We start from the raw sequence: 13580 nt of genomic DNA on the forward strand, positions 1-13580 counted from the left end.
ATAAAGCCATGAGACCGAATTATCTCGTCATCGGCGCGCAGAATTGCGGCACGACAAGCCTGTGTGCGAATCTGGGCAAGCACCCGGATGTGTATATGACGAACCCGAAAGAGCTCCATTTCTTTTCGGATCCTCAGGCGTTTGCGAAGGGCTGGGGCTGGTACGAAAGCCATTTTGACGGGGTGACTACCGAAACGGCGATCGGAGAGGGTAGTACGACCTACACCCGCAATATTCATCAACCCGACGCCCCGGGCCTGATCAGCAAGCACCTCCCGGATGCTCGTCTTATCTATATGGTCCGGCATCCTCTGCGTCGGATGGAAACGCACTGGCTGCATCGCCGACGTCTCAAGCGCAATCCACTCTGGGACTTCGAGCGGACCTACCGGGAGATTCCTTGGATGGTCGACGCGTCTCTATTCTGGCGGCAGATCAACTTTTATCGTGAGAATTTTCCGGACGATCGAATCCGCGTGGTCTTTTTCGAGGACTACATCGCCGATACGGAGGCCGAGTTAGCGCGGTGTTTCGATTTTCTGGGTGTGGATTCAGCATACGTCGTGCCGGACGTTCGGGAGGTCCATAATCCATCGCTAGGTCGCTATGCAGATACCTTTACAGGACGGCTGTTTCGCAAGATGCCGGGAATGATGTCACTGTGGCAGAGGTTCCCCCGTAGCCTCCGACAACTATTGAAACCCCATGTCAGAACGGAGCTTTCCCGGAAGCCGGTGTGGGCCGACTGGATGATCGCGGATGCGGTTGCGAACGTAAAGCCCGATATGGAGCAGTTTTTGACGTTCTACGGGAAGCCCCTGGATTTCTGGACGCTCGACACGGGAGACCGTTTGTCAGCCCCTCGCGTGCAGGATCCGCCTCGGGTTCAAGGGGCCCATGTCGGTTGATCCAACATGACCCTGAGTAGTCCAGTCAGGCTTCTCTTGACGACCGTGGTGCTTGCCGCCGTCGGAGCGGGCAGCGTCATCCTCGCCCTCGGGCTGGAGGGATTCACCGCAAAGCTCTCGGCGCCGGTGCTCGGCCTCGGCGCAGTCGGGGCGTTCGTCGCTTCGATGTTGTTCTTCCGGCCCGTGGTGTTGCTTTGGCTGGTGACCGGGTTCACGCTGATTGTTGTTGGTTTCTCGAAGTATTTTTTGGCTGGGCCAGCAGGCGTCGAATGGGTATCTTACGGCCTGGCCGCACTGATGTATCTCGCCGCGATCGCGGCCCTTATCGGCGGCCAAACACCGCTTGGCAGCGGCAATGCCTCGTCGCTGGTTGTGTCCTGGCTCGTGGCGTTCGTTCTTGTCACACTCATTTCCTGGGCAATGGCCCCCCCCGGAGTCCGCGGGCTGTTGGTCTCGCTAAAGGGTTGGGCGTTTTTCGGTGGGCTTTGGGCGTTCCTTGCGCTCTACCCACTGTCTTCTTCCGCCATTATGGCGTGGCTGAAGGGCCTGCTCGCGATCGGTCTGATTCAGCCCGTTTTTGCCGTATATCAGTGGTTTGTCATCGGTGGACAGCAGCGCCAAGCAGGCCTCTATTTTTCCCCGGATTCCGTTACAGGGACGTTTGGAGGAAAGCCTGATGGCGGTGGTCTTGCTCCTGCATTGGGGCTCTTTATCGTGTGTGGGTGTCTGATACTGGTATCCTTCTGGCGCCGGTCGCTTATTTCAACTAGACATGTCGTAATGCTATCCGGAGTTTTGCTGTTCCCGTTGGCCCTGATGGAAGAGAAAGTCCTGTTCTTCTATATTCCGGTTGGACTTCTCGTCCTATATCGCGACTATATCCGCGAACGCCCGGTGGCATTCCTTTTTGGCTCAGTTCTGTTGGCGGCGGCGCTGGCCCTACTTCTATCGGTCTATGTTGCTCTCCATTGGGGGGAAGAAGAAGGGCGCGTTCAACACATGATGGGCTATAGTTTTGCAGTCGAGGGTGGAAGAGAAGACGAAGGTATCCTGACCCGAACGGGTGCACCGGTATTTTGGTGGCGCGAGAACAGCAGCGCCGGCCTAGCGAACCTCCTTTTCGGCTACGGCATTGGCGCATCCCGCACCGGCGGTCAATCAATTGGACCGGTTGCCGAGATTTACACTCCAATCTTTCTGGATCGAACGACTCTGTCGGGGCTCCTCTGGGATATCGGTATCCTGGGTTCAGTGTTCTTCTACGGACTTTTGATCTCTGGCTCCATCATGGGTGCAAAGTTGGCGTCGTCCCCAGTTCTCGGGCCGCGAGAGCTCGCTTTAGCCGGTGGATTAACCGCTATTTTTCCACTTTTCGTAATGTCTAGCCTGTATCGAAACGACATCCCATCCGCAAGCCCCGTTATGTTTATGTTGATGTGCGCCTTTGGATTGTTGTTCTGGCTGCATAGAAAAAACCTCGTGAAATCCAACACGACGACGTGAAAGCATCTCATTGGGGGGCGTATTGTGCTTACGAAAATGAAATAATGGCTGATAGCATTATGGCGCAACGCCTTGAATAGATATTGCTCGGTTCCGACTGTGCACATTGAAGCTGACAGTTTGTCTATGAATACAGCCACAATCGCTCACGAAAAAAGCTTTCGGCTTCTTTACTCGACCAAAGAGGAGTTCCCCAATCCTAGGGTCGATCTTACTGAGCTATTTTCCGGAGGTCTCGTTGCGCGGGGGCATGTTATAGATTGGCACATGCGCCCCGTTGCTCGCTGTGCGGGTGGACTATTGACTTTGAGTCGACATGAAAATCTTCTTCTTACTCGAAAGCTCTCCGATGAGACATTTGTAGGACGGGTTGGAAATGCATTTTTTGACCTCTGGCATGACCTTCGGCTTTTGTGGCTCCCATCGATCCGTCGCTATGACTTCATTCAAGTACGGGATAAGTTCTTTGGGGGTCTGCTAGGTCTTGTAGGCGCAAAGATCGCACGAACGCCCTATTATTACTGGATGTCGTTTCCGTTCGCGGAAGCGAGTCTTTTCAGGGCAAGAGATAATTCCCTGCACCTTACTTCCGTTAAGCGATTCGTTCTCCTTATAAATGGCGTGCTCTCAAGTCTCTTCTTATATCGGATAATATTGCCGCACGCCGATCATATTTTCGTGCAAAGCGATCGTATGAAAGCCGACGTTGCATCCCACGGCATCGATGCCGCAAAGATGTTTGTTGTTCCCATGTGCATAAATTGGAAACGTATTTCGTCCCGATTACTCCTTCCGCCTTCTGATGATTGGGCACAGAAATCTCCCCTTATTGTCTACGTTGGGACGCTCGTCAGAGCACGACGCATGGATTTCCTAATTGAAACCTTTGCCTTCGTCCACCGACAACGCCCTGACGCAGTTCTTGTCGTCATCGGTGACGCGCCGCCGTCTGATATGGCCATTCTTCACGCTTCAGCTGATCGACTTGGTGTTGCCCCGTTCGTAAAATTCCTCGGCTTTCTCCCGATGGAGGAATCGTGGCGCTACGTTAAAGTGGCCCAAGTGTGCGTCTCACCAATCCGCCCCAGCCCAATGTTGGACCCCGGATCCCCTACGAAGGTGATTGAGTACCTGGCGTTGGGGAAAGCGGTTGTTGCAAATGAACAGCCCGATCAAGCAAGGGTGCTTAAGGAAAGCGGGGCCGGCCTTGTGGTGCCGTTCGAAGTCGAGCCCTTCGCCCGCGCCATCCTTGATCTCTTGGCGGATCCGTCACGAGCGGCAGACATGGCAAAAAAGGGCCCCGATTATGTCCGTAGAATGCGATCTTACGAAACCCTAGTCCCCGAGTTGGAGGCTGAGTACTTGCGCCTCCTCCCCGGCGTGAAGGGCAAATTATCCGCGAAAAGCTCTTTATTCCATTAAGTCGGTGGCAAGATGCCGCCCTGAGGACATTCATTTGAAGCTCGCATTCTTAATTGGAACGGGTCGTTGTGGATCGACCCTCGTACATGAAATCCTGGCTCGCCATCCGGCGTTTGGTTTCGTCTCGAACCTAGAAGACAATCTGCTCCACGTGAATCGCCTTGGTCGTATGAATAGGCGGCTCTACCGAAGTTCCTTGGGATGGGTCACCAAGAAAGGTGGCATCAGATTTGCTCCGTCGGAAGCATATCGGATCATTGGCCGTGAGGTGTCGATGATCTACATGAACAGCTGCCGTGATCTTGTTGAGGCGGACGTTACTCCATGGCTTGAAGGGCGGTTTCGCCGCTTTTTTGTCGATCGAGCAGATGCCCAGAATGTCGAAATCTTTCTCCACAAATATACAGGATGGTCAAGGATTCTTTTTTTTCATAAGATTTTTCCAGATGCGAAGTTTATTCATGTCGTTCGCGATGGGCGAGCCGTTGCAAATTCCTGGTTGCAGATGCCTTGGTGGAATGGCTATCGAGGTCCGGAAAACTGGCTCTGGGGCACACTGTCTCCGGATCTTTACGCAGAATGGATAAGGGAAGAAAATTCATTCGTCGCTCTAGCCGGTCTCGCATGGAAATTATTAATCGAATCTGCCGACGCAGCTGGCGCAAAACTGCCGGGCGACCGTTTTCTCACGCTTCGCTTCGAGGATATCGTTGACAATCCTATATCGGCATTCGAAGAAATGCTGAAGTTTATAGGCTTAGATATGTCGGACGAATTCGTCGCATCATTGTCACGATACGAATTTTCTGCTGCCCGGCGCCGCGCCTTCGAGCAGGATCTAGGTCCATCTCAAATAGCTTGCGTGAATCGTGTCTCGGCGGGGACCCTTGAACGTTTTGGCTATCTGGATTAGGCGTTTTACATCACAATCTATAGCATACGCCTCCGACCGTTCATGTGTTTGGGCTGGATCGGATGGCGGAATCGACGCTTCCCTCGTATCTTTGAATGGGTCTTGCGTTAAGATCGAGGAAATTTGGAGGTTTCTTTTCATTCCGCCTTCGTGCGGTGAGACACTGAACACGCCAAGATTAGGTTTCATGGCAGGGGTGCAGATGCGAGAAATGTGTGGGCCAATATTGTGGCTTTTAACTAATTCCGGACACGAGTTCGAATGAGCTCCAAGGTGAGGGGGATGGGCCGGAAATTGCGAGTCTGTGTGGTATTGCCGAAGCATTGGTCAACAACAAAAGGAGGAGCAGAGTTTCAGGCCGAACAGATTGCGGAGAACTTAGTAGGCTCGGGGCGTGCCGAAGTCTTTTTTTTGGCGAAGAACTTTGCAATTGGCGGCGCTTCTGCCGGTTATCGGTGTGTAGAAGTTGCGTGCAGGCTCCCGACGCGTGCCGCTAAAGGTACCTTGCTCGATGTTTTCCGTCTATTCTGGACACTTGCGCGAATCCGGCCTGACGTGATCTATCAAAGGGTGGGATGTGCTTATACTGGTGTCTGCGGCTTGTATGCAAAGTTAACCGGATGCCGATTCGTTTGGCATGTGGCGCACGACTACGATGTTACACCGGGGCGGTTTGCGGGCGCAGGACGGAAGATCCTTCTGGCAGTGGAAAAAAAGATTCTGGAGTCCGGAATTAGTAATGCCACCGAAGTCGTAACCCAAACACGGTTCCAGTGTGAACTTTTGGAGCGTAGCTACAGACCGAAGAGCGTCCTCGTAATCCCGAATTTTCATCCGATACCGCCGGAGCCTCTGGATAGTCTAAGGGTGTCCGAAATTCTGTGGGTGTCGAATTTGAAACCTTTAAAAAGGCCGCAGATATTTGTTGACCTTGCTGTCGCTCTCGAAGATCTCCCTGATGTGCGGTTCGTGATGATCGGTCGACCCTCTTGGGACGAAAGGTGGCAGCAGAGTTTCGAGGCTGAGGTGGCCCGGCATGGGAATTTGTGTTATGCGGGAGAGTATTCGCAGGAAGAAGTGAATGACCGACTTGGGCGCTCGATGCTGTTGGTGAGCACGAGTAAAGCTGAAGGCTTTCCCAACACCTTTATCCAGGCATGGATGCGAGGTGTGCCTGTCGTGAGTCTCGGCGCCGATCCAGACGGAATTTTAAGTGTTGGAGAGTTGGGCTTTCACGCGGAGTCGGTAGAGGATCTGATCTCAATGGTTCGTCGCCTCATCAATGAGCCTAAACTGAGACACCGACTCGGTGCCAACGCGAGACGAATTGCGGTCTCCCGTTACGGTCCGGCAAATCTGGAACTCGTCTCAAGAGTTGTCTTGGGGTAATGTGAAATGCGCTATAGTGTAATGGAATAGCCACATTAGCGAATTGCGAAGGTCGCTTATGGATCCAAATTTTTTAATCATCGGCGCGCTTAAGGCCGGTACAACATCGCTAGCGGAATGGCTTAGAAATCACCCTGAGGTTTATCTCCCGGAGCTAAAGGAGTCAAGGTTTTTCGCTTATGATGCTAGCGATCGTGATCATCGGCAATCTTCAAAGTCGATTTATCCAATCCGAGAATGGTCGGAATATAGAGCTTTGTTCAAGAATAGTGCCGATCGTGTCGCCATAGGTGAAGCGAGCCCACAGTACCTTTATTCCCAACATGCCTGTGAAAGCATTCGCGAGCGGCTCCCGAACGTCAAGTTAGTCGTCATTCTCCGGCATCCAGTTAGGCGGGCTTACTCGCAATATTGGATGCGCGTACGTGCGGGAAAGCAGAGCACTCCTTTTGAGAGCGCGGTCATATCCGGCGAGGGATGGGTATCCTGTAGCATGTATCACGATTACCTCAAACGATATATTGATACGTTTGGGCGCGACCGCCTTTGCGTGCTTCTGTTTGAAGACCTTATCTCCGACCCTACCCGAGAACTTAATTGTTTGTGCGGCTTCCTGGGGATTGACCCCGATCGCCAGAATAACGAACTACCGAGAGAAAATGCAGGTCGCGTGGGTGCTTCTGCCCTCCTTGTCCGTTTGACTGAGAATCGAGCTCTGCGGCTGGCTCTCCGTTCGTTCATTCCCGTATCCGTGCGGCGTGGAATTCGCTCTCGGTTGCCTCAGGGTAGTCCTATTCCCACGTTGGATCCGGAGACTCTAGCCAAGCTTGAAGAGTTCTTTCAAGGCGACGTCGCAAGAACATCGGCACTCGTCGATAAGGATCTTGAGAAAGTATGGGGTATTCATGCTGGAGCCGAACTCTAGAGTGACGCGCTAAGACGGCCGGCATGGATGTCTGGGGATGCGGGTGCAGGCTCCGCCGCGAGGTAAGGAGAGCGGAGCGAGGCCGAGCGGCAACCGGTAGGCGTTGGAGTGTGCGTTCCACCGTATTGGGGAAACGAGCTTGGTCGCGGAGCCGCGCAGGCGGTATTCAAAGCGCATCCGACACCCCGTCAAGCCATTCTTCGTGGGGTCGTGTGCAGCATGACTCGGATCGGGGCGGACCGGGGCCAAAACAGGTGTCGACAAGAAGCGAGTCCGTCCGGCCGCAAGAGCCCGAGGACGGATTCACGAGCGACATGCAACTCTCCGGTGTAACGTCGCTACTCAGTGCGTGAACATCAGTGGTTTGAGACTCACCTCTCAGAATCTGCAATACTTGGACAACGGGTGTTCGCATTCGTGGCTGGAAAACCCGTTACTTTCGGGCCCCGTTGAAGTTATTGGTGGTCTCTCTACAAGGTTAGAGTAGTTCCGTAGAAGACGTTGGGGGGGCGAGGGGACAAACTGCCGCCCTCTCCGGAAGAGTGGCGGGTGCCTCGGCTCTTCCCCAGGCGCTCCCGCGATGGCTAAGGTAGACACATCCCATTTGTGGCATTGTCAACGTCCGGCCGGGTTCTTTGATATTGCGAACTTGGTCACTACGCATTGGAATCCGATGGATCACAATGTAGTGGAGAGCTAGTAACGCCTTGCCCTGAGCGCCCGTCCATGTGGTCTAGCGTTCGGAATCCGGGAGATTCTTGTGCTAGCCTGATGAGAGAAGCGTTCTGCCATGGTAATACGCTTTCGTTTGCCTAAACAATGTCGCGGAGAGTTTATATCATGAAAAAAGGCGCCAGCGTGACCTCATGTCAATGGTTATTCGCCATGTTTTTAATCACTATGACGGTGCTCTTTGGTGGAGGGGCTTTATTCGCTGCGGAACTCGCGGTGCCTCAGGATCTGAGGTTTTTGGGTGCAGGCGAGCAGCCTCCGGAGAAAGAAACGCCTCCTCCGGATGTACACGGGATGAAGTGGCATCCGGGGCATTATGGTCACGCGGGTTCCTCGGACGACGTGCCTAACATACTAAATGATATTAAGGGGTTGCCTGTTGTGAGGGGTATTCAAGTAAGATACTACTGGGATGACCTAGAGCCTCAAAAAGACAAATACGACTTTACTAAGGTACGTGCCGATATCGAATTGTTGAGAGGTGAGGGTAAGCTTCTGGCGATACAGCTGCAGTACAAGTCGTTTTCGCGTGCCGATCCGAGGATTCCTTCTTATCTCAAAACGGCTGAATATGAAGGCGGTTCCTACTTTTCGTCGGCGGGTGACTGGAATCTGCGCCTGTGGAATGCGAATGTGAGAGAACGCTTGAAGGCTCTAATCACGGCAATAGGTCAGGAGTTGGAATCAAATCCAACTTTTGTACTCCTTAATACCGTTGAGTCCGGTCCGGCGATTCCTGAGGTAAGTGATCCACTGTATTCAAACTGGGGAGTCTATAAAAATGAATATTATAAGCGTTTGGTGGAGTTGGGTCCATTTCTAAGAACTGTGTTTCCAACAACTCCCACGGTCTTGTATTTTAATTCAGGCCCGAGCGAGGCATTGATGTTCGAGGAGTCTGCTCTAGAATATGGCGTGGGACACGGTGCGCCCGATACTTATGTGGGCTCTTACGTCTATGATAATTGGCCTAAGTACGGTTATGATTTAGCGAAACGACTGAAGGGGCTAGTGCCGATTGGCTATGGAGTGCAATGGAGAAACTATGTGGAGCAGGCGAGGAATGTGGCGCACCTGAACTCTGAGAATCCGATTCCCGCACTGTTTGAGTTTAATCGGGATGTTCTTGGTTCAAACTTTGTTTTCTGGGAAAAACGGGTACCATATTGGACGCATTTACTGACCTTTTGGAAATCTCTTCCCGTTCGCGATGCGGCGGGCGGACTCGAGGCTGGATGCCCCGAGTTAGTTGCGCCGTGTAGCAACTAGGGGCGTTCGATTGTAAGGCCGACGGGTGCTCGGTCCGAAACTATAGATCGTTAGAGAGTTCAGGGTGTGCTTGATTCAAATCTGCGAACAAGATCGACACGAGTGCTCCTACGGAACGGCAGTCAGCCGCCTTCAGAAAGCCGCGCCCCGTCGGCATCTATGGTAGTCTCCATACGAAAGAAATCCGCAAGGATGCGGATTTTGAGCTAGATCCACGGTCAGTGATCGGATTACACATGTGATCGTGATTGCGGACGGGAGCACTGGGTCAACCCGATGTTAATCCCAGATCTGTGGTGACCTGAGATCATTCTATAACAGCACTTGCCAGTTACTATGGGCGGACACTTTTCATTTATATTACGGTCACCGGTTCCGGAACAAGCAAGAAGCTTACGATGACCTCCTTGGGGGGAGCCCGGATCCCCTCTTTGCTATACGCCGGGCGCTAGCTTATTATTCTAGCTTCGATTTTGAGGAAATTCATCGGTCGCTAGTCCCCGAAGGCTTAGCTTCATTACCGCGACGAGCGTTGGTGCAGCGCGCAGAGGCCTAATCAGAGATTGTCAGGTAGCGTGATGCCGTTTCGATCAGGGCCGTCGGTCAAGAGCGAATCAGTAACGGGTAGCTGGTCTCCATATGTCTTCCTCCGGCAACGCGCTATTTTTGACAATATGGAGTGTTCCTAATTGTCGCACCGCGTGACCGCAGCTCACGGAGCTGTCGGAGGAGCCGCTATGCGGCTGCATAGCGCATTAACGCCGCTTCCACGGCTTGGGCATGGTCTCGTGCGAGATTGTCTGTTCCACCATCCGTTCGATCAAGTCAACCGTCTAAGTTTGTTTGGCGCTCATCCACCAGATTGGAGTATCGCCCATCCGATGAACAAGATACTTTTGATTAATAACTACAACTACCGGAGAGGTGGCGCGGACGTTGTCTATCTTGAGCAGGCACGTCTGCTTAAATCACGGGGTTGGAGGGTGAGCCAGCTATCGATGCGGCATCCTCAAAACGATGCGTGCGAACAAGAGGAGTATTTCTCCGAGGAGATTGAATTCGGCTCACAAGATGGTTTTCTATCGAAGGTGAGGCATGCCGGGAAGATTATTTACTCAAGCGAAGCGTATCAGAAGACGCGGAAGCTTATTCATCGTGAAAAGCCGGATATCGTTCATGCCCACAATGTTTATCATCATCTTTCGCCATCGGTTTTGAAAGCTGCGCACGATTGTGGTGTGCCGGTAGTTCTTACTGTGCACGATCTTAAGCTGTTGTGTCCTGCGTACAGTATGATTTCAAACGGTGAAGTTTGCGAAGAATGCAAAGTAAGGGGGCGAAGTTCGGTTGTACGTAAGCGCTGCATGAAAGGCTCGCTAGCATTGAGTACACTAGTTTACGTTGAAACGTTAATTCATAGTGCTATCGGAATCTATAAGAAGAACATCGACCTGATCTTCGCTCCCAGTAAGTTCTTCATTGAGAAGTTTCGAGAATGGCAGTGGGACGGTCCTCCATTGATTCATATTCCGAATTTTGTGGATATCTCTAGCGTCTCTCCGGTGTTCGCACCGGGCGACTATTTTGTTTATTTTGGGCGAATGAGCTTGGAGAAGGGGCTAATTACCCTGGTAGATGCTGCGTCGATAGCGGGTGCGACCGTTTACCTGGTGGGAAGCGGTCCAATGGAAGCCGCTCTACGTGCTCGTGTCTCCGAGACCGGGGCAGACGTGCGGTTCTGCGGATTTCAGTCCGGCAAGGCGCTTTGGGCATTGGTTTCCGGGAGCAGGGCAACCGTGTTAGCGTCGCAGTGGTATGAAAATGCTCCATTGACAATCATTGAAGGGTACGCGTGTGGAAAGCCAGCAATTGGTGCTCGGATCGGTGGGATTCCGGAATTGATAGAGCCGGGAGGGACGGGCGAGTTATTTACTTCTGGTGATGTAGATGATTTGGCGGCAGTTCTCCGAAGGTATATTGAGATGTCTAATGATGCCATCGAAGGACAGGGTAGAGTGGCGTACGAGTGGGCGAACAGAGAGTTCGCGCCGGATTGCTATATTGACAGGATTACTAATGCGTACCAGAGAATCCTCTGAGAATGAAAAAATACACGTCGCCGTGCTTGGTGTTAGGGGATTGCCGGGGGTGCCGGGCGGGGTGGAGTCGCATTGCGAACAACTCTACCCATTGGTTGCAAAGCGTGGCTTATCGGTCACTGTGATTTCTAGGAAGCGATTCTCGCCACCCGAAGTCGGGAGATGGTGGAGCGGAGTCAGGATTGCGCCTATCTGGTGTCCAAGAAGGAAGGGAGCGGAGGCGTTTATTCATACGCTTTTAGGTGTGTTCTATGCCGCTTGGATGCGGCCGGATGTTTTGCATATTCATTCGATAGGCCCAGGTTTATTGACTCCGCTGGCGAAAGTGTTTGGGTTGAGAGTCGTTGTGACTTACCATGCGTCGGATTATCGACAAGAGAAGTGGGGGTTGATCGGAAAGTGGATCTTAAAGCTTGGTGAGAAGACGATGATGGAGTTTGCTGACTCTGTGATTAGTGTCTCCTATCATGGGGCTGGAGAGCTGGAGAAAATGTATAAGCGGCGTCCGGTGGTCATTGCTAATGGGGTGCCGCGCATTGACGAAGTTGAATCGACGGGAGTGTTAGGGGAGCTTGGGCTCTTAAACGGAGAATATGTTTTGCATGTGGGGCGAGCGATACCGGACAAAAGGCAGTTGGAGTTGATAGACGCGTTCTCGCGAATCGAAATGCCCGGTTGGAAACTTGTTCTTGTCGGCGATTTTCCTTCTGCAGACGCGTATAGTGATCGTGTTAGGGAGCGGGCTCTGCAGGTGGGGAACGTCGTGCTGGCTGGGAAGCGGACGGGGTTAGAGTTGTGGGAGCTTTTTAATAGGGCTGGCTGTTTTACGATGCCATCTTCATATGAAGGACTTCCGATAGCTCTCTTGGAAGCAATTAGTGCGGGCTTGCCTACAGTGGCAAGTAATATTGAAGCGAATCTGGAAGTAGGACTGCCGGAGTGGGCTTATTTCGATTTAGATAACATTGATGCGATGGCGCGCGCGATGATTCGAGTGATAGGTTCACGTGGCGAAAGCGTTTGGCGGGACCTAAGCGAGCGAGTCCGTGCTGAACACGATTGGGAGAAAGTTGCTGACGCAGTTGTCGCGGAGTACCGGAGGGTCGGGTGTTCGTCGTGACACCCCGCGGGGTCATCCATCCTGCTGCCACGAGCACTGTTTCCATGGCGACGGTATTTCTCGTGCTCCTACTCACGCCCCTCGGGTGGCGCCCGTGCTCGACGCCGCGGGGTGGTCTGCCGAACACGTGAGCTCAGTCAAATGCATGACGGCGTGTGGGATGCGCTCTACATAATCCCTACGCGGCTTAGGGATTCCCGCCCCTTCGCCTCTGCGTAGCCACACCCGCGCCCAGGCCAATCCTGGGGCTAAACGCCCTTCTTGGCTCTCCTTGGCGCGCAGCGTACGCTCGATCTCACTGAGGTAAGAGAAAATCCGGGGTAGATCGGTGCCGACCCTCGCGAGCACTACTCACGAGGAAGGTGCATTAAAGCCATCTTTGGGCAACTCGCCGGATTTGTGACCTGGAGGTTCGGAAAATATCGCTTCCACTCGGATAGGCACGCAAGTCCATGGGTTCCTGTCGCGTCATCGACGTAGATGCGATTATTAGGGCTCAGGTACGGGGCAATCTCGGGAAGCCCGCCGTTTCGACCGACCAATGTACTTGATGGTCCATCGATTAAGACAAAATCGAAATCGGTATCATACCGGCCAAGATCAACATCATACCACCAGTAGCGTTTTTGGTCCGGGTAGCGCCGTCGGACGAATCCCACGCTCTCGAGACGAACGTCGGAACCTCGCGGGATGGCGGCGAGGAGTGACTTGACGCGTTCGTATGAGCCTTTGAAATTCTCAAGCGAGACGATGGAAAACCCGTGCTTCGCCGCCAACGCGGCGAGAAGAATTGTGCTGCTTCCGCTACCTATCTCAAGAACAGCTTTGGGGGGGGTGGCCTCGATCGCGTCGATGATGCAGGATACGCGTCGGGGAAGCAATGTCATCGGGCCCCAAAAGGTTTCCTCTAGGGGAATACCGAGGTCACGCAGTTTCTGCCTCCATTCTTCGGGTTGAGCTTCAACAACGCTATAACGTCGATCGACCCTTGATTTTCGTATTGCGAGTGGAAAGATATTTCCTTGCGTCCAGTTGACCAGCGTTGAGAACACGCGTTCGACTGCAGTTTGCATTTCTGGCTCCTTTAATAAGAGACAATAGGGCATTTACTACGCCAGCACGGTGATCAAATTCCGGTCGGAAAAGTTTACTATGTGGCTGTAGTTTTGGCTACGTTGCGTGTGGAATAGATTGTGTCAGCCTCTAATTGTATTCTGATTGGCGTTTGCGCATGATCTCTAGGCGCAAGGTCGGAGAGTGTATTTAACATGATGCGCTGGGGGCTTCGGTCCGTGCGCAG

General features: G+C 52.8%; 10 protein-coding genes. 9 read left to right on the top strand and 1 reads right to left on the bottom strand.

What is annotated here, in order from left to right; all coding sequences use genetic code 11:
* Window positions 1-8: 8 nt before the first annotated feature.
* From BLV04_RS13440 to BLV04_RS13475, 9 genes are all read left to right on the top strand, one after another.
* Window positions 9-908 carry a sulfotransferase family protein gene (locus tag BLV04_RS13440; protein WP_093032871.1) on the top strand — a complete coding sequence of 300 codons (900 nt, stop codon included), beginning with the start codon at window positions 9-11 and terminating at the stop codon, window positions 906-908.
* A gap of 6 nt (window positions 909-914) precedes the next feature.
* Window positions 915-2411 carry a phage tail tape measure protein gene (locus BLV04_RS13445; RefSeq protein WP_093032874.1) on the top strand — a complete coding sequence of 499 codons (1497 nt, stop codon included), beginning with the start codon at window positions 915-917 and terminating at the stop codon, window positions 2409-2411.
* A gap of 126 nt (window positions 2412-2537) precedes the next feature.
* Window positions 2538-3833, top strand: a complete 1296-nt coding sequence (locus tag BLV04_RS13450) for a glycosyltransferase (protein WP_093032877.1) — start codon at window positions 2538-2540, stop codon at window positions 3831-3833.
* Between the two features lie 34 nt (window positions 3834-3867).
* Window positions 3868-4746, top strand: a complete 879-nt coding sequence (locus BLV04_RS13455) for a sulfotransferase family protein (RefSeq protein WP_175534630.1) — start codon at window positions 3868-3870, stop codon at window positions 4744-4746.
* Window positions 4747-5007: 261 nt separating this feature from the next.
* Window positions 5008-6135: a glycosyltransferase family 4 protein gene (locus BLV04_RS13460; protein ID WP_093032883.1), complete on the top strand. Its 1128-nt coding sequence runs from the start codon at window positions 5008-5010 to the stop codon at window positions 6133-6135.
* A gap of 58 nt (window positions 6136-6193) precedes the next feature.
* A complete protein-coding gene (locus BLV04_RS13465; RefSeq protein ID WP_093032886.1) occupies window positions 6194-7060 on the top strand; it encodes a sulfotransferase in 867 nt (288 codons plus the stop codon).
* Window positions 7061-7900: 840 nt separating this feature from the next.
* Entirely contained in the window at window positions 7901-9061 is a 1161-nt protein-coding gene (locus BLV04_RS24455) for a hypothetical protein (protein WP_139191929.1), read from the top strand.
* Window positions 9062-9798: 737 nt separating this feature from the next.
* Complete coding sequence (locus tag BLV04_RS13470) at window positions 9799-11160, top strand: glycosyltransferase (protein ID WP_093032889.1); 1362 nt, start codon at window positions 9799-9801, stop codon at window positions 11158-11160.
* Complete coding sequence (locus BLV04_RS13475; protein WP_175534631.1) at window positions 11138-12280, top strand: glycosyltransferase family 4 protein; 1143 nt, start codon at window positions 11138-11140, stop codon at window positions 12278-12280. Before BLV04_RS13470 ends, BLV04_RS13475 begins: the two co-directional genes overlap by 23 nt.
* Before the next feature lie 347 nt (window positions 12281-12627).
* On the opposite strand, the gene BLV04_RS24460 is transcribed toward BLV04_RS13475, so the two are convergent.
* Complete coding sequence (locus BLV04_RS24460) at window positions 12628-13353, bottom strand: O-methyltransferase (protein ID WP_139191930.1); 726 nt, start codon at window positions 13351-13353, stop codon at window positions 12628-12630.
* Between the last annotated feature and the right edge of the window lie 227 nt (window positions 13354-13580).

Origin of the sequence: Thiocapsa roseopersicina, from assembly GCF_900106925.1 — a bacterium.
Classification (GTDB): Bacteria; Pseudomonadota; Gammaproteobacteria; order Chromatiales; family Chromatiaceae; genus Thiocapsa; species Thiocapsa roseopersicina.

Coding starts and splice junctions, on each gene's coding strand:
- BLV04_RS13440 (WP_093032871.1), top strand. CDS start 9: ATGAGACCGAATTATCTCGTCATCGGCGCGCAGAATTGCGGCACGACA.
- BLV04_RS13445 (WP_093032874.1), top strand. CDS start 915: ATGACCCTGAGTAGTCCAGTCAGGCTTCTCTTGACGACCGTGGTGCTT.
- BLV04_RS13450 (WP_093032877.1), top strand. CDS start 2,538: ATGAATACAGCCACAATCGCTCACGAAAAAAGCTTTCGGCTTCTTTAC.
- BLV04_RS13460 (WP_093032883.1), top strand. CDS start 5,008: ATGAGCTCCAAGGTGAGGGGGATGGGCCGGAAATTGCGAGTCTGTGTG.
- BLV04_RS13465 (WP_093032886.1), top strand. CDS start 6,194: ATGGATCCAAATTTTTTAATCATCGGCGCGCTTAAGGCCGGTACAACA.
- BLV04_RS24455 (WP_139191929.1), top strand. CDS start 7,901: ATGAAAAAAGGCGCCAGCGTGACCTCATGTCAATGGTTATTCGCCATG.
- BLV04_RS13470 (WP_093032889.1), top strand. CDS start 9,799: ATGCGGCTGCATAGCGCATTAACGCCGCTTCCACGGCTTGGGCATGGT.
- BLV04_RS13475 (WP_175534631.1), top strand. CDS start 11,138: ATGCGTACCAGAGAATCCTCTGAGAATGAAAAAATACACGTCGCCGTG.
- BLV04_RS24460 (WP_139191930.1), bottom strand. CDS start 13,353: ATGCAAACTGCAGTCGAACGCGTGTTCTCAACGCTGGTCAACTGGACG.